General features: G+C 72.7%; 17 protein-coding genes. 12 read left to right on the forward strand and 5 right to left on the reverse strand.

From position 1 onward, the window contains the following. Positions 1 to 161: 161 nt before the first annotated feature. Positions 162 to 1,286 carry a DNA integrity scanning diadenylate cyclase DisA gene (gene disA, locus ACZ5CZ_RS26475; protein WP_385848470.1) on the reverse strand — a complete coding sequence of 375 codons (1,125 nt, stop codon included), beginning with the start codon at positions 1,284 to 1,286 and terminating at the stop codon, positions 162 to 164. 80 nt (positions 1,287 to 1,366) lie between these two features. Beyond that, positions 1,367 to 2,776 (reverse strand): DNA repair protein RadA, encoded by a 1,410-nt coding sequence (gene radA, locus ACZ5CZ_RS26480; protein WP_450791068.1) that lies wholly within the window; start codon positions 2,774 to 2,776, stop codon positions 1,367 to 1,369. 207 nt (positions 2,777 to 2,983) lie between these two features. Between radA and ACZ5CZ_RS26485 the strand changes: the two genes are divergently transcribed. Then, positions 2,984 to 4,783 (forward strand): BACON domain-containing protein, encoded by a 1,800-nt coding sequence (locus ACZ5CZ_RS26485; protein ID WP_468946557.1) that lies wholly within the window; start codon positions 2,984 to 2,986, stop codon positions 4,781 to 4,783. A gap of 137 nt (positions 4,784 to 4,920) precedes the next feature. Further along, complete coding sequence (locus ACZ5CZ_RS26490; protein WP_468946560.1) at positions 4,921 to 5,328, forward strand: hypothetical protein; 408 nt, start codon at positions 4,921 to 4,923, stop codon at positions 5,326 to 5,328. 10 nt (positions 5,329 to 5,338) lie between these two features. Here the strand turns inward: ACZ5CZ_RS26490 and ACZ5CZ_RS26495 are convergent, their stop codons facing one another. Beyond that, a complete protein-coding gene (locus tag ACZ5CZ_RS26495; protein WP_468946562.1) occupies positions 5,339 to 6,187 on the reverse strand; it encodes a DUF3109 family protein in 849 nt (282 codons plus the stop codon). A gap of 71 nt (positions 6,188 to 6,258) precedes the next feature. Between ACZ5CZ_RS26495 and ACZ5CZ_RS26500 the strand changes: the two genes are divergently transcribed. The 4 genes from ACZ5CZ_RS26500 (at position 6,259) to ilvD (ending at position 10,794) form a co-directional block, all read left to right on the forward strand. Next, the gene (locus ACZ5CZ_RS26500; RefSeq protein WP_385848465.1) at positions 6,259 to 7,197 is read left to right on the forward strand and encodes a Ppx/GppA family phosphatase; all 939 of its coding nucleotides are present in this window, start codon (positions 6,259 to 6,261) and stop codon (positions 7,195 to 7,197) included. A 154-nt stretch (positions 7,198 to 7,351) separates the two neighbouring features. Continuing rightward, a complete protein-coding gene (locus tag ACZ5CZ_RS26505; RefSeq protein ID WP_385848464.1) occupies positions 7,352 to 8,170 on the forward strand; it encodes a sugar phosphate isomerase/epimerase family protein in 819 nt (272 codons plus the stop codon). After that, positions 8,167 to 8,772, forward strand: a complete 606-nt coding sequence (locus tag ACZ5CZ_RS26510; protein ID WP_468946566.1) for a TetR/AcrR family transcriptional regulator — start codon at positions 8,167 to 8,169, stop codon at positions 8,770 to 8,772. The genes ACZ5CZ_RS26505 and ACZ5CZ_RS26510 overlap by 4 nt, the downstream gene beginning before the upstream one ends. Before the next feature lie 168 nt (positions 8,773 to 8,940). Further along, complete coding sequence (ilvD, locus tag ACZ5CZ_RS26515; protein WP_468946569.1) at positions 8,941 to 10,794, forward strand: dihydroxy-acid dehydratase; 1,854 nt, start codon at positions 8,941 to 8,943, stop codon at positions 10,792 to 10,794. Between the two features lie 65 nt (positions 10,795 to 10,859). Here ilvD and ACZ5CZ_RS26520 read toward each other — a convergent pair whose 3' ends face one another. Beyond that, on the reverse strand, positions 10,860 to 13,064 hold the full coding sequence (locus ACZ5CZ_RS26520) for a serine/threonine-protein kinase (RefSeq protein ID WP_468946572.1): 2,205 nt from the start codon (positions 13,062 to 13,064) through the stop codon (positions 10,860 to 10,862). Between the two features lie 180 nt (positions 13,065 to 13,244). Here ACZ5CZ_RS26520 and ACZ5CZ_RS26525 point away from each other — a divergent pair, with 180 nt between their 5' ends. The 6 genes from ACZ5CZ_RS26525 to proC all read left to right on the forward strand — a co-directional run bounded on the left by ACZ5CZ_RS26525 (position 13,245) and on the right by proC (position 17,584). Further along, complete coding sequence (locus tag ACZ5CZ_RS26525; RefSeq protein WP_385848460.1) at positions 13,245 to 13,556, forward strand: SH3 domain-containing protein; 312 nt, start codon at positions 13,245 to 13,247, stop codon at positions 13,554 to 13,556. Positions 13,557 to 13,630: 74 nt separating this feature from the next. Continuing rightward, the gene (locus tag ACZ5CZ_RS26530) at positions 13,631 to 14,143 is read left to right on the forward strand and encodes an EamA/RhaT family transporter (protein ID WP_468946575.1); all 513 of its coding nucleotides are present in this window, start codon (positions 13,631 to 13,633) and stop codon (positions 14,141 to 14,143) included. Positions 14,144 to 14,241: 98 nt separating this feature from the next. Continuing rightward, the gene (locus ACZ5CZ_RS26535) at positions 14,242 to 15,036 is read left to right on the forward strand and encodes a methyltransferase domain-containing protein (RefSeq protein ID WP_468946578.1); all 795 of its coding nucleotides are present in this window, start codon (positions 14,242 to 14,244) and stop codon (positions 15,034 to 15,036) included. A gap of 75 nt (positions 15,037 to 15,111) precedes the next feature. Then, positions 15,112 to 15,927 carry an ABC transporter ATP-binding protein gene (locus tag ACZ5CZ_RS26540; protein ID WP_468946580.1) on the forward strand — a complete coding sequence of 272 codons (816 nt, stop codon included), beginning with the start codon at positions 15,112 to 15,114 and terminating at the stop codon, positions 15,925 to 15,927. Then, positions 15,924 to 16,709 carry an ABC transporter permease gene (locus tag ACZ5CZ_RS26545; RefSeq protein WP_385848456.1) on the forward strand — a complete coding sequence of 262 codons (786 nt, stop codon included), beginning with the start codon at positions 15,924 to 15,926 and terminating at the stop codon, positions 16,707 to 16,709. Before ACZ5CZ_RS26540 ends, ACZ5CZ_RS26545 begins: the two co-directional genes overlap by 4 nt. A gap of 62 nt (positions 16,710 to 16,771) precedes the next feature. Continuing rightward, complete coding sequence (proC, locus tag ACZ5CZ_RS26550; RefSeq protein WP_385848455.1) at positions 16,772 to 17,584, forward strand: pyrroline-5-carboxylate reductase; 813 nt, start codon at positions 16,772 to 16,774, stop codon at positions 17,582 to 17,584. A gap of 79 nt (positions 17,585 to 17,663) precedes the next feature. On the opposite strand, the gene trpS is transcribed toward proC, so the two are convergent. Beyond that, positions 17,664 to 18,713: a tryptophan--tRNA ligase gene (trpS, locus tag ACZ5CZ_RS26555; protein ID WP_385848454.1), complete on the reverse strand. Its 1,050-nt coding sequence runs from the start codon at positions 18,711 to 18,713 to the stop codon at positions 17,664 to 17,666. Between the last annotated feature and the right edge of the window lie 581 nt (positions 18,714 to 19,294).

Genomic DNA, 19,294 nt, shown 5'->3' on the forward strand with positions numbered 1-19,294 from the left:
TGGGGGGTGGGGGTGTGGTGGGGTGTGGGTTGTTTTTCTCCCCTCCCCCCCCCCCCCCCCCCCCCCCTCCCGCCCCCCCCCCCCCCCCCCCCCCCCCGCGACGGATCCGCAGCCGCCGAACAGCACACGCCCCCCGAGCTCTCAGGCGCCCGGTGCCAAAGCTAGACGTAGCGCTCCAGGATGGAGGATTCGGCCAGGCGGGAGAGGCCTTCGCGGACGCTGCGGGCGCGGGCCTCGCCGACGCCGTCCACGGTCTGGAGGTCGTCCACACTCGCGGCCAGCAGCTTCTGAAGGCCGCCGAAGTGCTCCACCAGCCGGTCGATGATCGCGCCCGGCAGCCGCGGCACCTTGGCCAGCAGCCGGAAGCCGCGCGGCGACACGGCGGAGTCCAGGGTCTCGGGCGAACCCGTGTAGCCCAGCGCCCGCGCCACCGTGCCCATCTCCAGCAGCTCCGCATGGCTCAGCGCGTCCAGCTCGGACAGCGCCTCCTCGACCGTGCGGGACCGCTTCGCCGTCGGCTCGGGGACGTAGTCCCGCACGACCAGCTCGCGGTCGGGCTCGACCCCGGCGATCAACTCCTCCAGCTGCAAGGCCAGAAGACGGCCGTCGGTGCCCAGTTCGACCACGTACTCGGCGATCTCGGTGGCGATGCGCCGGACCATCTCCAGCCGCTGCGCCACGGCCGACACGTCCCGGACCGTCACCAGGTCCTCGATCTCCAGTGCCGAGAGGGTGCCCGCGACCTCGTCCAGCCGGAGCTTGTACCGCTCCAGCGTGGCCAGCGCCTGGTTCGCGCGGGACAGGATCGCCGCCGAGTCCTCCAGCACGCGCCGCTGACCGTCGACGTAGAGGGCGATCAGCCGCATGGACTGGGAGACGGAGACCACGGGGAAGCCCACCTGCTTGCTCACCCGGTCCGCCGTGCGGTGCCGGGTGCCCGTCTCCTCCGTGGGGATCGTCGGGTCCGGCACCAGCTGCACGCCCGCGCGCAGGATCTTCGACAGGTCCGAGGAGAGCACGATGCCGCCGTCCAGCTTGCACAGCTCCCGCAGCCGGGTGGCGGTGAACTCGACGTCCAGCACGAAACCGCCCGTGCACATCGCCTCGACCGTCTTGTCGGAGCCGAGCACGATCAGCCCGCCGGTGTTGCCGCGCAGGACGCGCTCGAGGCCGTCGCGCAGGGCCGTACCGGGTGCCACGGCACTCAGGGAGGCACGCATCAGGCCATCGGCACCGGCACTCCCACCGGACTTTCCGGGAGCTGCTGCCCGGTCGTTGGCTGCCACTGCACTCCTCCGGTCGCAGGTTCTGACGCGCTCCCGTACCCGCACGCGGTTCGTACGGACAGGCGAGACCTGGGCAAAGTCTACCGGCGCTGCTCCTCCTCCCGTGGGGCCTCTCGGCGACGGGAGCGGGGCAGGACCCGCAGCGCGTCCCCTATGTCCGCGACCTCCACCACCTTCATCCCGGCCGGGATCTTCCCCGGATCGCCCGGCACCAGCGCATGGGTGAAGCCCAGCCGGTGCGCCTCGGCCAGCCTGCGCTGCACGCCCGTGACCCGTCTCACCTCGCCGGCCAGCCCCACCTCGCCGATCGCGACCAGGTTCTTCGGCAGCGGAGTGTCGCTGGCGGCGGAGGCGAGCGCGAGCGCGACGGCGAGGTCGGCGGCCGGCTCGGACAGCTTCACCCCGCCCACGGTCGCCGAGTAGATGTCCCGCTTGCCGAGCGCGCTGATCCGCCCGCGCTGCTCCAGCACCGCCAGCATCATCGACACCCGGGAGGTCTCCAGACCGGAGGTGGTGCGCCGCGGGGAGGGGATCTGGGAGTCCACCGTCAGCGCCTGCACCTCGGCCACCAGCGGGCGGCGGCCCTCCAGGGTGACGGTCAGGCAGGTGCCCGGCACCGGTTCGGCGCGGCGGGTCAGGAAGAGACCGCTGGGGTCGGCGAGACCGGTGATGCCCTCGTCGTGCAGCTCGAAGCAGCCGACCTCGTCCGTGGCGCCGTACCGGTTCTTCACGCCGCGCACCAGGCGCAGGCGCGCGTGCCGGTCGCCCTCGAAGTGCAGGACGACGTCCACCAGGTGTTCCAGCAGGCGGGGGCCGGCGATGGCGCCGTCCTTCGTGACATGGCCCACGAGCAGGGTGGACATGCCGCGCTCCTTGGAGGCGCGGATCAGTGCCCCGGCCACCTCCCGCACCTGGGCCATGCCGCCGGGCGCGCCCTCGATCTCCGGGGAGGCCACTGTCTGCACCGAGTCGAGGATCAGCAGGGACGGCTTGACCTCGTCCAAGTGGCCGAGCACCGCGGAGAGGTCGGTCTCCGCGGCCAGATACAGATGGTCGTCCAGGGCGTTGATGCGGTCCGCGCGCAGCCGGACCTGGCTCGCGGACTCCTCGCCGGTCACATACAGGGTGCGGTGCTCGGCGCTCGCCGACTTGGCGGCCACGTCCAGCAGCAGGGTGGACTTGCCGACGCCGGGCTCGCCGGCGAGCAGCACGACCGCGCCGGGCACCAGCCCGCCGCCGAGCACCCGGTCCAGCTCGGGCACCCCGGTGGTACGGGCGGTGGCCTGCCGGCCGTCGACCTGGCCGATGGGCAGCGCGGAGGTGCTGACGCGGCCCGGTGCCGTCGTACGGACCGCGGGCGCGCCGTACTCCTCGACCGTGCCCCAGGCCTGGCACTCGGGGCAGCGGCCGAGCCACTTGGCCGTCTGCCAGCCGCACTCGGTGCAGCGGTAGGACGGGCGGTCCTTGGTGGTCTTGGTACGGGCAGCCATGCGGAAAACCGTAGCCCGCGGCACTGACAACGGGCGCCCGGGCCGCGTGCGGAACGCGCCGGAGGGTGCAGTATCGGCCACCCTCCATCGGGAACCGGCCAGGGAATGCGGGGCCCCTGTCCCCTTATGAGGGATCGTTTCACCCGTACGGATTAAAAGTGCTCAAGGTTCTCGAAGGGGTACTCCAGGGCCGCCTACGGTCGCCGGGTGATGAGCAGCAGTCCGGAGACGACCGTCCGCACCACCGGCGCGCACCGGGCGCGCGGTGAGGCGCGTGAAGCACGAGCTGAGGCGCGGGAAGCACAAGGGGCGCGCGAGGCGCGGCAGGCACGGGAGGCGCGCGACCGCGCCGCCGCCCACACCCTCGCCGAGCGGCCGCCGGCGCGCTACGAGCCGTACCTGGACGGTCTGTTCACCTACTGCCTGTCGGTGCTGTGCGACCACGAGGCCGCCACCGCCGCCCTCGGTGACGTCCTCGCCCTGGCGGAGCGGCGCGGCCACCGGGGTCCGGAGGCCCCCGGCGACCGCAGGGCCTGGCTGTACGCGCTGGCCCGCTGGGCCTGCCTGCGCAAGCTGGCCGAGGCCAAGCAGAAACGTCAGGCCACCCATGCGGCGGGCCGCACCACCGCCGACAAGACCGGCAAGGCTGACAAAGCTGATAAGGCGGACAGAGACGACAGAGCCGGCGCGGGCTTCCCCGACCCGGAGGTCCAGGAGCAGCGGCGCCGCGAACTCGCCCTGCTCGCCTGGCCCGAGGCGGCCGGCACCAGCCCCGAGCAGCGCGAGGCCCTCGAACTCGCCGTCCGCCACCACCTCGCCGCCGACGAGGTCGCCGCCGTCCTCGGCCTCGCACCGGCCGCCGCCCGCGAACTGCTCTCCGCCGCCGCCTGCGAGGTCGAACGCACCCGCGCGGCCCTCGCCGTGGTCGAGACCGGCGGCTGCCCGGCCGTCGCCCACCTCACCGGCGACAGCCGGCTCGTCCTCAGCACGGCCTTGCGCCGCGAGCTGGTCCGGCACGTCGACGACTGCCCGCGCTGCCGCCGCACCGCGGAACGCGCCGTCCCGGGCCGCTGGCCCGGCGCCACCGTCACCCCCGCCGAACTGCCCGTCCTGGAGGCCCCCCGGGCCGCCCTGTCCATGGCACTCGCGCACCAGCCACGCGCGCGTGGCGCCGCCCTGCCCCGCTTCGACCGGCGCGGCTTCCCGATGGACCCCAAGGACCGGGCGGCCCGCCGCGACCGCCTGCGCTCCCGCGCGGTCACCACGACCGTCGTGGCCACGGTGGTCGCCGCACCCGTCCTCGCCCTGTGGGCCGCCTACCGGGGGGCGCCGACCGGGGAGCCGGACGGCCCGTCCGCCACCGCCCGCGAACAACAGGGCCCCGACGCCCTCGGCAGCGACACCGCCGGCGGCTACGAGAACGCGGGCAACGCGCGCGTGAAGCCCGGAAGCCGACTGGGCAAGAACGGTACGGCGGACGTCTCCGTGCAGGTCGTCACCGTCGGGGGGACCGGTGCGCAGGCCGCGGGCCAGCTCGCGGTGAGTGCCGCGAACGACGGCGACACCACGCTGATCACCCTCACCGCGTCCGGCGCCGCGCCCGTGCGCTGGTCCGCGACGACCTCCGCCGCCTGGATCTACTTCAGCCAGTCCACGGGAACCCTCGACCCGGGCCGGACGTTGACCATCAAGGCGTACGTCGACCATCTGCGCGAGCCCTCCGGCCACTGGCGCGCACAGCTGGCGATCGCCCCGGCCGGCGCGGTGGTCACCATCGACGGCTACGGCGTGGCTCCCACCCGCCCCACACCCCCGCCCTCCTCACCCGCCCCGCCCGCGTCCTCGGCCCCGCCGCCGACCTCGCCCGCGAGCCCACCGGCCGGCAGCCCCACGGCCGGGCCCACCGACCCGCCCCCCTCGGACCCCGGGTCCCCGACGCCGACCCCGACTCCCACCCCGTCCGCCTCGGCGACCGACAGCGAGACCCCGAGCCCCTCGGGCAGCTAGCTTTTCAGGGCCTCTCAGCGCCGTGGGCCGGCTGAAAGCGCGCTGAGGGCATCGTGAAGCCGTGGTGAAACCGGTCGGGCGCAGGCTTCTTCCTGTCAGCAAGACCGCAGGAAAAAACCCCTGAAGGAGCCCACACCATGTCGCTCGCCCTCACCGCCCAGGACAAGGACACCCTCCGCACCGCCGCCCACGGCGCCGTCTCCCTCATGGCCGCCGCCGACGCCGCCGGCTCCCCGCACAAGGTCGCCACCCACGGCGTCCTCGCCCTCGTCTCCGCCACCGGCCAGGTCGGTCACGTCCTCGCCGAGAAGGGAAAGATCAAGGGCCTGAACGGCAGGTCCGCCGCCGAGATCGCCGACCACGTCCTGCCCGCCCTCACCACCACCATGCAGGTGCTCAAGAAGCAGGACGCGGCCGAGGCCGAGAACTTCCGCAGCACCGTCCTCATCGCCCTCGAAGCCGGCACCCAGGCCCACAAGGGCGGACCCAGCCCCGCCCTCACCGCGATGACCGGCAAGATCACCGCCGCCCTCGACGCCGCCTGAGAGAGAGGCCCTAGGGTGCCGGGTCGGCGGGATGCGGAGCGAGCAGCGGCAGCTGAGAGGCCAGCCGCTGCTCGCACAGCTCGACGAGACGGTCGTACCCCGCCTTCCCCATCAGCTCCGTCAGCTCGGCCCGGTAGGAGATGTACACCGGATCGCCCGCGCCGTGCGCCGAGGTCGCCGACGTGCACCACCAGTGCAGGTCGTGGCCGCCCGGCCCCCAGCCCCGGCGGTCGTACTCGCCGATGGACACCTGGAGGACCCGGGTGTCGTCGGGCCGGTCGATCCAGTCGTACGTCCGCCGGATCGGCAGCTGCCAGCACACGTCCGGCTTGGTCTCCAGCGGCTCCCGCCCCTCCTTCAGCGCGAGGATGTGCAGCGAGCAGCCCGCGCCGCCCGCGAAGCCGGGCCGGTTCTGGAAGATGCAGGACCCCTGGAAGGGCCGGGTCTGCCGGGAGCCCTCGTCGTCCTCGGACACCCAGCCGTTGCGCGTGCCTTCGGCGTGGTGCTGCCAGATCTCCGGCGTGAGCCGTGCCACATGCTCGGCGACCCGCTTCTCGTCGTCCTCGTCGGAGAAGTGCGCCCCCAGCGAGCAGCACCCGTCCTCCGCGCGGCCCGCCTGGATGCCCTGGCAGCCGCTGCCGAAGATGCAGTTCCAGCGGGAGGTCAGCCAGGTCAGATCGCAGCGGAAGACCTGCTCGTCGTCCGCCGGGTCGGGAAACTCCACCCACGCGCGCGCGAAGTCGAGTCCCTTCTCGTCGCTCACCTTCGACCCCTTGGGGGATTTGGCGTCCTTACGGACCTTGTCCGCCTTGGCTACCTTGTCGGCTTTGCCGGATTTCGCCTTTTTCGTCTTTGGCACCCGTCCAGGGTAAGTCGCCGGGAACCGGTACGGGGACCGAGCAGGGGAGTTCTGGCAGTAGCGTTCCGTGTATGAGACTCGGTGTCCTGGACGTGGGTTCGAACACGGTGCATCTGCTGGTGGTGGACGCCCACCCCGGCGCGCGCCCGCTGCCCGCGCATTCGCACAAGGCCGAACTTCGGCTCGCCCAACTCCTCGACGACAGCGGCGCCATCGGCGACGCCGGCATAGACAAGCTGATCGCCGTCATCAAGGACGCGCTCCAGGCCGCCGAGGACAAGGGCGTCGAGGAGATGCTGCCGTTCGCGACCTCCGCCGTCCGGGACGCCGCCAACGCCGACGACGTCCTCGCGCGCGTGGCCGAGGAGACCGGCGTACGACTCCAGGTGCTCAGCGGCGCCGAAGAAGCCCGGCTCACCTTCCTCGCCGTCCGCCGCTGGTTCGGCTGGTCCGCCGGAAAGCTGCTCGTCCTGGACATCGGCGGCGGCTCCCTGGAGATCGCCTTCGGCATGGACGAGGAACCGGACGCGGCCGTCTCCCTCCCGCTCGGCGCCGGCCGGCTCACCGCGGGCTGGCTGCCCGGCGACCCGCCCGACCCCGAGGACGTCCGCGCCCTGCGCCGCCACGTCCGCACTGAGATCGCCCGTACGGTCGGCGAGTTCAGCCGCTTCGGCGCCCCCGACCACGTGGTCGCCACCTCCAAGACCTTCAAGCAGCTCGCCCGCCTCGCCGGCGCCGCCCGCAGCGCCGACGGCCTCTATGTGCAGCGGGAACTCAAACGCGAGTCCCTGGAGGCCTGGGTCCCGCGCCTGGCCGGCATGACCTCCGAGCAGCGCGCCGAACTCCCCGGCGTCTCCGACGGCCGCTCCGGCCAGCTCCTCGCGGGCGCCCTGGTGGCCGAGGGCGCCATGGACCTCTTCGGCGTGGAAAACCTGGAAGTCTGCCCCTGGGCCCTGAGAGAAGGCGTGATCCTCCGCCGCCTGGACCACATGGGCAACGAGTCGCAGTAGCGCCCCCGAAGGGGCGCGGGGCTGTATCGATATGCGGCTCCGCCGCGTGGGCGCGAGCAACCAACACGGACCCGCACCCGCGCGACCAGCAAACCCCCAACGGCGAACAGGCGCACCAAACACCCTCACCACTCAACCCCGTAAGGTGACGGACGTGGCTGAACCAAGGGACGCAGACGTGCGTATCGCGCTGTCGACCGCCTCCGTCTATCCGGAGTCCACGGCGACAGCCTTCGAGACCGCCGCGCGCCTCGGCTACGACGGCGTCGAGGTCATGGTGTGGACCGACCCGGTCAGTCAGGACATCGAGGCGCTGCGCCGGCTGTCCGACTACCACGGCATCCCCGTCCTGGCCGTGCACGCCCCCTGTCTGCTGATCACCCAGCGGGTCTGGTCCACCGACCCCTGGGTGAAGCTCCAGCGGGCCCGGACGGCCGCCGAGAAGCTGGGCGCCAGCACCGTCGTCGTCCACCCGCCCTTCCGCTGGCAGCGGCAGTACGCCCGGGACTTCGTCGACGGCATCTGGCGGATGGCGAACGAGACGGACGTACGGTTCGCCGTCGAGAACATGTACCCCTGGCGCTACCGGGACCGCGAGATGCTCGCCTACGCCCCCGACTGGGACGTCACCCGGCACGACTACCGGCACTTCACCATCGACCTCAGCCACGCGGCGACCGCCCGCACCGACGCCCTGGACATGGTCGGCCGCATGGGGGACCGGCTCGGCCATGTCCACCTGGCCGACGGCCGCGGCTCGGCCAAGGACGAGCACCTGGTCCCCGGCCGCGGCACCCAGCCCTGCGCCGAGGTGCTGGAGCACCTGGCCGTCTCCGGCTTCGACGGCCATGTCGTCATCGAGGTCAACACCCGGCGGGCCATGTCCAGCGCCGAGCGCGAGGCCGACCTCGCCGAGGCCCTGGCCTTCACCCGCCGGCACCTGGCCGCGGCGGTCCGGGTGCCCCGGCGATGAGCGGGACCGCGGCACGGCGGCGGGGCCGGCCGCCGCGCGCCGAGTCCACCGACACCCGCGACCGCATCCTCACCGCGGCCCGCGAGGAGTTCTCCGAGCGCGGGTACGAGAAGACGTCCGTACGCGGTATCGCCAAAGCGGCCGGCGTGGACCCGGCGCTCGTCCACCACTACTTCGGCACCAAGGAGCAGGTCTTCGAGGCGGCCGTCTCCGTCGTCTTCGCGCCCGCACTGGACGCGCCGAACGCGCTGGCCGACGGCCCGGTGGACAGCGTGGGGGAGCGGATGACCCGCTTCGTCCTCGGCGTCTGGGAGAACCCGGTCACCCGCACCCCGCTGCTCGCGGTCGTGCGCTCCGCGGTGAACAACGAGACCGCCGCCGCCGTCTTCCGCCGCCTGGTCGCCACCCAGCTGATGCGCCGCATCGCCGCCCAGCTGGACCTTCCCGACGCCGAGCTGCGCGCCGAACTGGCCGCCGCCCAGCTGGTCGGTACGGCCATGATGCGGTACGTGATCAAGCTGGAGCCGCTGGCCTCGGCCGACCTGGACCAGATCGTCGCCCGCCTGGCGCCCGTGGTGCAGCACCACCTGACGGCTCCCTGAGGCCGCCGACGACCCGGCGAAGCTGGAACGCCCGTCCCGCATTCCGGACAGTGGCGTCCAATCCGTGGAGCGGCGGCGTAGGCTCGTAAGGAGTCAGAAGTCTCTCTGACGGCCAGTCTCTCTGACGGTCAGTCTCCCTGATCGCAGTCTCTGAAGGAGCGAGCGACGATGCCCGAGCTGAGGTCCCGCACAGTCACCCACGGCCGCAACATGGCGGGCGCCCGCGCCCTTATGCGTGCCTCCGGTGTACCCGGTGCGGACATCGGCCGGAAGCCGATCATCGCGGTCGCCAACTCCTTCACCGAGTTCGTGCCGGGCCACACCCACCTCCAGCCGGTCGGCCGGATCGTCAGCGAGGCGATCACCGAGGCGGGCGGCATCCCCCGCGAGTTCAACACGATCGCCGTGGACGACGGCATCGCCATGGGCCACGGCGGCATGCTGTACTCCCTGCCCTCCCGCGACCTGATCGCCGACTCCGTCGAGTACATGGTCGAGGCCCACTGCGCCGACGCCCTGGTCTGCATCTCCAACTGCGACAAGATCACCCCGGGCATGCTGATGGCGGCGCTGCGCCTGAACATCCCGACCGTCTTCGTCTCCGGCGGCCCGATGGAGTCCGGCCGCGCCACGCTGGTCGACGGCACGGTCCGCACCCTCGACCTGGTCGACGCGATCTCCGACGCCGTCAACGACAAGATCTCCGACGAGGACATCCTCCGCATCGAGGAGAACGCCTGCCCGACCTGCGGCAGCTGTTCCGGCATGTTCACCGCCAACTCGATGAACTGCCTGACCGAGGCCATCGGCCTCTCCCTGCCCGGCAACGGCTCGGTCCTCGCCACCCACACCGCGCGCAAGCAGCTCTACGTCGACGCCGCCCGCACGGTCATGGACCTCACCCGCCGCTACTACGAGCAGGACGACGACTCCGTCCTGCCGCTGAACATCGCCACCTTCCAGGCCTTCGAGAACGCCATGGCCCTGGACATCGCGATGGGCGGCTCCACCAACACGATCCTGCACCTGCTGGCCGCCGCCCAGGAGGCCGGCGTGCCCTTCGGACTGGAGCAGATCGACGCCGTCTCGCGCCGCGTGCCGTGCCTCGCCAAGGTCGCCCCGAACGTCGCGAAGGACCGCACCTACTACATGGAGGACGTGCACCGCGCCGGCGGCATCCCCGCCCTCCTCGGCGAGCTGCACCGCGCGGGCCTGCTCAACGAGGACGTCCACGCCGTGCACAGCCCCTCCCTCGCCGACTGGCTGAAGACCTGGGACGTCCGCGGCGGCTCGCCCTCCCCGGAGGCGGTGGAACTCTGGCACGCGGCCCCCGGCTGCGTCCGCTCCGCCGAGGCGTTCTCCCAGTCCGAGCGCTGGGAGGCCCTGGACGAGGACGCCGAGGGCGGCTGCATCCGCTCCGCCGAGCACGCCTACTCCAAGGACGGCGGCCTGGCCGTCCTCAAGGGCAACCTCGCGGTCGACGGCTGTGTGGTCAAGACCGCCGGCGTCGACGAGTCGATCTGGACCTTCGAGGGCCCGGCGGTCGTCTGCGAGTCCCAGGAAGAGGCCGTCCAGCGGATCCTCACCCAGGAGGTCAAGGAGGGCGACGTCGTCGTCATCCGCTACGAGGGCCCCAAGGGCGGGCCGGGCATGCAGGAGATGCTCTACCCGACCTCGTATCTGAAGGGCCGGGGCCTCGGCAAGAGCTGCGCCCTGATCACCGACGGCCGCTTCTCCGGCGGCACCTCCGGCCTGTCCATCGGCCACGCCTCCCCCGAAGCGGCCTCCGGCGGCACGATCGCCCTGGTCCAGGACGGCGACCGCATCCGCATCGACATCCCCCACCGCACCATCGAGCTGCTCGTCGACGAGCCCGAGCTGGCCCGCCGCGAGCAGGCCCTGAACGGCGTCTACGCCCCCAGGAACCGCACCCGCAAGGTCAGCGCCGCCCTCCGCGCCTACGCCGCCATGGCCACCAGCGCCGACAAGGGCGCTGTGCGGGACGTCAGCAAGCTGGGCTGAGGCACCGGCCGAGCACGGTACCGAGAAGGGCCGCCTCCGGAACTCCGGGGGCGGCCCTACTCAGCTCACCAGGCCCGGGGGTCCCCGCCGTCCACCGCGAACACGCTCCCGTCCGGCGCACTCGCGTACACCCGCCCGCCGACCACCAGCGGAGCCGACAGCGCCCCGGCGACCTGCCCCGACCCGGCCCCCAGCCGCAGCGGCGTCTGCCCGGCCAGCCGGCCGTCCCGCGCGTCCACCGCGAGCAACCGCCCGTCCGGCGCGCTGAAGTACACATACGCCCCCGTGGCCACGGGCGCCGACCCCCGGCTCACGGCCGTCTCCAGATGCCACAGCCGCCTGCCCACCCCGCCCGAACCGTCGCCGCCCTCGCCGCCCGGCGAGACGGCGTCCAGCGAGCCGCCCGTGCCCAGGAGGTAGGCGACATCGCCGTGGGTGGCGGCCGCCGGGGTGGTGAGCGCGACGGGCAGCGCGACCCGCCGCGCCGTCCCCGTCGCCGGCGTGTACCGCAGCACCTCGTCCGTGGTCGCGGAGGCGTTGTCCACGGACATCAGGAACAGCGAGCCGTCCCGGCTGCCGAGCGGCCGCAGCGTCCCCCGCAGCCGCGCCTGCCAGCGGGTGGTACCGCCGGCCGGATCGAACGCGGTGATCTGCGTGGCCGTGCCGTCCAGCGCGGTGGTCGTCGCGTAGACCAGCGGATCACCGTCGTACCGGGCGAGCGACGGCGTGCCGCCCGTCGCGCCCGTCGTCACCCGGCGCCGCCAGCCGGTCTCGCCGGACGTGCCGGACACCCCCGTCATCGTGCCGTCCGCACCGGCGATCACCAGCATGCCGCCGGCGACCTGCACACTCGGCGCCCCGGGCAGCTCCCGGTGCCAGCGCGGCCGCCCCGAGGCGGCGTCGAGCGCCACGACCCGCCGCCCGCCGTTCGCCGGCAGCAGCAGCACCCCGTCCGCCAGCGCGGGCACCCCGCCGGCCGGCGCCCCGCCGACCGTGCGCCGCCACAGCAGCCGGCCGTCCAGGGCGTCCAGGGCGAAGGCCGTACCCGAGCGCACACACAGCACCCGCCCCGCGCCGTAGGTGCACTGCGGCATGCCCGCGCCGCCCCCGACCGGCCGGACCCGCCACCCGGCGAACCCGGCCCCGGCAGACCGCGCGCCCTTCGTCACCGCAGGCCCCGCGGCACCCTCCGGCCACAGCACCGCCGCGAGCACCCCACCCAGCACGAGTACGACGGACACGGCCGCGACGAGAACCCGCCGGGACCGCCACCGGGAGCCCGGGCGGGAACCCAGGCGGGAACCCAGTCGGGAGACCACCCGGGGCATCCGCCACCGACCCGCACCGCGATCCGCACCCGCACCCGTATGTGGGACCGGCGCCGATGGCACCTCCCCCGCACCGGTCCGCTGGGCCGGTATGAACGCCTGGGTGTCGTACGACGCCGCCACCGACCGCAGTTCCCGCATCAACTCGTCCGGGGTCGGCCGCTCCTCCGGCTCCTTGGCGAGACAGCGCAGCACCAGCGGAGCCAGACTCTCCGGGACGCCGGTCAGATCCGGCTCGTCGTGCACGACCTGGTACGCGACCACGTACGGGCTGTCGGAGTCGAACGGCCCCCGCCCGGTCGCCGCGTGCACCAGCACCGACCCGAGGGCGAAGATGTCCGCCGCGGGCCCCACCTCCCGCGGCCGCCGGAACTGCTCGGGCGCCATGAACGGCGGCGTGCCGATCAACTTCCCCGTCTCCGTGCGCAGTTCGCTGTCCTTGGGCCGGGAGATGCCGAAGTCGATGACCTTCGGCCCGTCCTCCGCGAGCAGCACATTGCTCGGCTTGAGATCCCGGTGCACGACGCCCACCCGATGGATGTCCCGCAGCGCCTCCGCGAGCCCGGCCATGAGCCGCCGCACCTGCGCCGGATTCATCGGGCCGTTCCGCTTCACCTGCTCGGACAGCGTCGGACCCGGGATGAACAGGGTGGCCATCCAGGGTCGTTCGGCCTCCGGATCGGCGTCCACCACCGGCGCCGTGAAGGCACCGCTGACCCGCCGGGCCGCCGCCACCTCCTGCCGGAACCGCCCCCGGAACTCGGGGTCCCGCGCGAACTCCGCGTGGACGACCTTCACGGCGAGCTTCAGCCCGGAGGTGCTGCGGGCGAGGTGCACGACCCCCATGCCGCCCGAGCCCAGACACGACTCCAGGCGGTAGTGGCCGACGTACTCGGGAAGCTCGGCTTCCGGGCCCATTCCGGTGCTGCGCTGTGGCGTCATGGACCGCCCCCCGTGCTGATCGTCCGCGCGCGACGCACGGAGCCTAGTCGATGACTCGTACGAGACAGAGGCGGCTTGCTAGCCTCCGCGTGCGAGTCGCGAACTGGTGTTTAAGCACTCGCGTCCAGACAATCAACGGCATCCCATGCCGGGCATGGGATTTTCGGGGGGAGACGACACATGTCCCTTGAGCAGGGTTCTCGCGAGCAGGACGCTCCTGACCAGCTGGTCACGGAGACGGCCGTGCGCACGTACGCCGTCGCACCGGGCGTCCGCCTGAACATCCGCAGCGGCCCCGGCACCGGCTACCCCATCGTCCGTGTCCTGCCCGAGGGCTCCCACGTGCCGATCTACTGCCAGACCTCGGGTACGACCGTCAGCGGCCCCTACGGCACCACCAACATCTGGGACAACGTCGACAACGGCGAGTACGCCTCGGACGCCTACATCCACACCGGCAGCGACGGCTACATAGCCCCGCGCTGCTCCTGACCCCTGCGGGCCGAGGCCGCCGGCGCCACCGGACCCGGCCTCGGCCCGCGGCCGCCCGGAGCCATAATCGTCGGGTGAGCGATGAGACCGGCAGCCCGGACAGCCCGGCGGGCACCGCGGCGAACAGCGGACCCCGACCCGAGCCCCTGCGCTTCTTCGGCACCTCCTGGGTGAACCACGACAACGGCTACGCGGCCCGCCGCGCCGGTGTCGCCGTCGGTTCCCTCGCCGCGGCCGCCGTCTCCTGCCTGGTGCTGCGCGTCGCCTACCAGGGCATCCAGATCGCCGACACCGGCACCTTCGTGACCGTCCTGGTCATCGGCATGTTCGCGATCTGCACCGCGCTCGCCTTCCGCAACACCTGGGAGGGCTTCGACAAGCGGCACGACCCGGCCCGCCAGGCCTCCCTGCGCGGTCTGCTCGCCATCGGCTTCGTCGGCTCCCTCCTCGCCTACTTCTTCCGCTCCCTCACCGAGGCCCCCGGCGAGAAACTGCACCGCGCCGAGTACGACCAGGCCCGCGCCGACCACGCCCGCCGCTCCACCCGCCGCTCGGGCGACCCGGGCAAGAAGAAGCGCCGCGGATAACGGCGCCGGCACATCGGCGGCGGATCGGCAGCAGATAAGCGGATCGGCAGCAGACAAGGCGTTGCCCCCGCCCGGTCACCTCCCGGCACCATGACGGCATGACCGCCACCCAGCCGCCCGGGGACGCCGAGGCCCACGCCGCCCGCGCCCGCTCCTTCGACTCCGCCGCCGCCCAGTACGCCGCGAACCGCCCCTCCTACCCGCCCGCCCTCTTCGACGCCGTCGAGGAACTGGCCGGCCGGTCCCTGACCGGCGCCACGGTGGTGGACGTCGGCGCCGGCACCGGCATCGCGACCGCCCTGCTGCACGCCCGGGGCGCCGACGTCCTCGCCGTCGAACCGGGCGAGGGCATGGCCGCCGAGTTCCGCCGCCGACTCCCGCACGTCCCCCTCGTCCGGGGCAACGGCAACGCCCTCCCGGTGGCCGACGCCCACGCCGACTTCCTCACCTACGCCCAGGCCTGGCACTGGACCGACCCGGCCCGTTCGGTACCGGAGGCGCTGCGCGTGCTGCGGCCGGGCGGCGCGCTGGCGCTGTGGTGGAACACCGACGCCCTGGACGTCGAGTGGATCGCCGAGCGGGCCGACCGCACCGGGCGTCTGCTCGGCCGGGACATCGCCGCCGAGAAGCGCCGGGCCGTCGAGCGCACCGACCTGGCCGGCCCCAGCGGCCGGCTCCGCTTCACCCGGCGCGCGGTCCGCTGGAGCCGCCGCGTGTCCGTCGACACCCACCTCGCCAACATGGGCAGCCACTCGGCTCTCCTCCTCCTGCCCGAGGAACGCAGGACCGCCTTCCTGGAATCCGAGCGTGCCCATCTGCTGAAGGCCTTCCCGGACGGCACGGTCGAGGAGGCGTACGACGTCCTTCTGCTGGTCGCCGTCACCACCCCCTGACCGCTGCCGTTCCGCACGCGGGCGCGCCCCGTCCGGCCCTTGACCACGGGCACTCCCAGGCGGAGTATTCATCACATGATGAATTATGCGTCGGGGCCCCCGTCCCCAGCCGCCGCCCACGCCGACCACCTCCCCGCCATCCACGCCGACGACCTCACCGTCGTCCGCGGACCCCGCACCGTCCTGCGCCACCTCCGCTTCACCGTCCCCCGCGGCCAGGTCACCGGACTGCTCGGCCCCTCCGGCTGCGGCAAGTCGACCCTCATGCGCGCCATCGTCGGCACCCAGGCCAAGGTCACCGGCACCCTCGACGTCCTCGGCCACCCCGCCGGCCACCCCGGTCTGCGCACCCGCATCGGCTACGTCACCCAGGCCCCCTCCGTCTACGACGACCTCACCGTCCGGCAGAACCTCGACTACTTCGCCGCCGTCCTCGACCCCGGCCGCGCCGCCGCCGAACGCCGCCGCGACCACGTCACCCGCGCCATCGCCGACGTCGACCTCACCAGCCACGCCGACGCTCTCGCCGGCGCCCTCTCCGGCGGCCAGCGCAGCCGCGTCTCCCTCGCCGTCGCCCTCCTCGGCGCCCCCGAACTCCTCGTCCTCGACGAACCCACGGTCGGCCTCGACCCCGTCCTCCGCCGCGACCTGTGGAACCTCTTCCACCATCTCGCCGCCACCCGCGGCGCCACCCTCCTCGTCTCCTCCCACGTCATGGACGAGGCCGAGCGCTGCCACCGCCTCCTCCTCATGCGCGAAGGCCGGATCCTCGCCGAGGACACCCCGGACGCCCTGCGCACCCGTACCGGCACCGACACCGTCGAAGCCGCCTTCCTGCACCTCGTGGACCAGGCCGCGGCGGCCGACCGCACCAAGGAGCGCACCCGATGAGCACCACCACCCTCGCGCCCACCACCCCCGCGCCCACCCGCACCCTCAACGCCGCCCGCACCACCGCCACCGCGGCCCGCGTGCTGCGCCAGCTCCGCCACGACCCGCGCACCATCGCGCTGATGCTGCTCGTCCCCTGCCTGATGCTGGTCCTGCTGCGCTACGTCTTCGACGCCAGCCCGCGCACCTTCGACACCATCGGCGCCTCGCTGCTCGGCATCTTCCCGCTGATCACGATGTTCCTGGTCACCTCCATCGCCACCCTGCGCGAACGCACCTCCGGCACCCTCGAACGCCTCCTGAGCATGCCCCTCGGCAAGGCCGACCTCATCGCCGGCTACGCCCTCGCCTTCGGCGCCATCGCCATCGTCCAGTCGGCCCTCGCCACCGGACTCGCCCTGTGGGGCCTCGGCCTCGACGTCACCGGCTCGCCCTGGCTGCTCCTCCTCGTCGCCCTCCTCGACGCCTTGCTCGGCACCGCCCTCGGCCTCTTCGTCTCCGCCTTCGCCGCCTCCGAGTTCCAGGCGGTCCAGTTCATGCCCGCCGTGATCTTTCCCCAGCTCCTCCTCTGCGGCCTGTTCACGGCCCGCTCGAACATGCACCCCGTCCTGGAGGCCCTCTCCGACGTCCTCCCGATGTCGTACGCCGTCGACGGCATGAACCAGGTCCTGACCCACACCGGCACGACCGCCACCTTCGTCCGGGACGTCCTGATCGTCGCCGGCTGCGCCCTGCTGGTCCTGACCCTGGGCGCCGCAACCCTCCGCCGCAGAACGCCCTGATCACCATTCCGCCCACCGGACACACACCTCCCGCCCCCAGCCCCCGGTGCCAAACTGACCGCATGAGCCAGAAAGTCGCAGTCCTCGGCACCGGCAAGATCGGCGAAGCCCTGCTCAGCGGAATGATCCGGGCCGGCTGGGCCCCCGCCGACCTCCTGGTCACCGCCCGCCGCCCCGAACGCGCCGAAGAACTCCGCACCCGCTACGGCGTCACCCCGGTCACCAACACCGAGGCCGCGAAGACCGCGGACACCCTGATCCTCACGGTCAAGCCGCAGGACATGGGCACCCTCCTGGACGAACTCACCCCGCACGTCCCCGCCGACCGCCTGGTCATCAGCGGCGCCGCCGGCATCCCCACCTCCTTCTTCGAGGAGCGCCTCACCGCCGGCACCCCGGTCGTCCGCGTCATGACCAACACCCCGGCCCTGGTCGACGAGGCCATGTCCGTCATCTCCGCCGGCAGCCACGCCACCGAGCAGCACCTCGCACACGCCGAGGAGATCTTCGGCGCCGTCGGCAAGACGCTCCGCGTGCCCGAGAGCCAGCAGGACGCCTGCACCGCACTCTCCGGCTCCGGCCCCGCCTACTTCTTCTACCTGGTCGAGGCCATGACCGACGCCGGCATCCTGCTCGGCCTGCCCCGCGACAAGGCCCACGACCTCATCGTCCAGTCCGCCATCGGCGCCGCCGTGATGCTCCGCGACAGCGGCGAGCACCCCGTGAAGCTCCGGGAGAACGTCACCTCGCCGGCCGGCACCACCATCAACGCCATCCGCGAGCTGGAGAACCACGGCGTCCGCGCCGCCCTCATCGCCGCCCTGGAAGCCGCCCGCGACCGCAGCCGCGAGCTGGCCTCCGGCAAGAAGGACTGACCCCGCACCCCGGCAGAGGCGGCGGACGGCCGAGACCGGCCCACCCCGCCGCCCCGCCGGCCCTGCCCCGCGGCAGCGCTCAGCGCCCGGCCCGCACCCCCGGACCCGCCACAGCCCCTGCCTCCGGCTCCGTCACCGGCGGCAGCAGCCCGATCGCCCGGTACGCGGTATCGACGATCGGCCGAGCCATAGCCCGTGCCTTCTCCGCCCCATCCCGCAACACCCCCTCCACATAGCCGGGATCCGCACACAGCTCCCGGTGCCGCTCCTGCAACGGCCTGAGGACCTCCACCACGGCCTCGGCGGTGTCCTTCTTCAAAGAGCCGTACGAGTCGTAAACGCGCGCCAGTGACTCAGGGTTCCCGCCCGTGCACGCAGAGAGAATCTCCAGCAGATTGGCCACCCCGGGCCGCCCCTCCCTGTCGTACACGACCTCCCGACCGCTGTCGGTGACGGCCCGCATCACCTTCTTGCGGACCGCGTCCGGCTCGTCCAGGAGATAGACGACGCCCACCCCCGACTCGTCCGACTTCCCCATCTTCTTCGCCGGCTCCTGGAGGTTCATCACCCGCGCCGCCACCGGCGGCAGCGTCACCCTCGGCACGGCGAACGTGTGCCCGTACCGCTGGTTGAACCGCACCGCCAGATCCCGGGTCAGCTCCACATGCTGGGCCTGGTCCTCCCCGACCGGCACCTCGTCCGTGCCGTAGGCCAGGATGTCCGCCGCCATCAGCACCGGATACGTCAGCAGCGACAGCCGCACGCTCCCACCGCGCTCCCGCTCCTTCGCGGCCTTCTCCTTGTACTGGATCATCCGCCGCATCTCGCCGTCCGTCGCCACGCACTCCAGCAGGTACGACAGCCGGCTGTGCTCGTCGACATGGCTCTGGAGGAACACGGTGCACGCCTCGGGGTCGAGCCCGGCCGCCAGCAGCAGCGTCGCCGTCTGCCGGCTCAGCCTGCGCACCCGCGCCGGATCGTGGTCCACGGTCAGCGCGTGCAGGTCCACCACACAGAACAGGGACTCCGCCCGGTGCTGGTCGACCTCGGCCCACCGGCGCATGGCCCCCAGGTAGTTCCCCAGGGTCAGGTGCCCGGTCGGCTGAATCCCACTGAAGACCCGAGTCATCTCCACTCCACCTTCTGGTCGGGACCGCCGCCGCTGCGGCCGGCCCCCGGGTTCCGGAGGGAGATACGCGAACGGCCGCCGAGGCGGCGGCCGTTGAATGCATACGTGAGTACGGCCGCCGGTCAGGCGGCCCACCAGAGCTGGGTGCACGTACGCGTCATCACGCCTCACAGCGTACGCCTCAGGGGGGCATCGCGGGGATGAGTTGACACGCCCCACCCCGATCCGTACTGTTCTCCGAGTTGTCCGACGTGAGCGCCGACTCCGGTCGGTCCCCGGACAGCCACTTCGCAGGAACCACCCACTCGATCGACGCTCCGGCGCCGACTGTTTTGGCGTGCGTATTTGCGAAATGAGGAATCCGCGTTCGAAAGGACACGGCCCCCGATTAGCTCGGGAGCCAGGAATCCGCTAAAGTCTCACTCGTCGGAACGGCCCAACGGCCGGGAAGACAAACCCCGCTGACTGGGGATCAGACGCCGAAAGGATCTGATAGAGTCGGAAACGCAAGACCGAAGGGAAGCGCCCGGAGGAAAGCCCGAGAGGGTGAGTACAAAGGAAGCGACCGTTCCTTGAGAACT

The sequence above is a fragment of the Streptomyces sp. NPDC031418 genome (assembly GCF_055581605.1).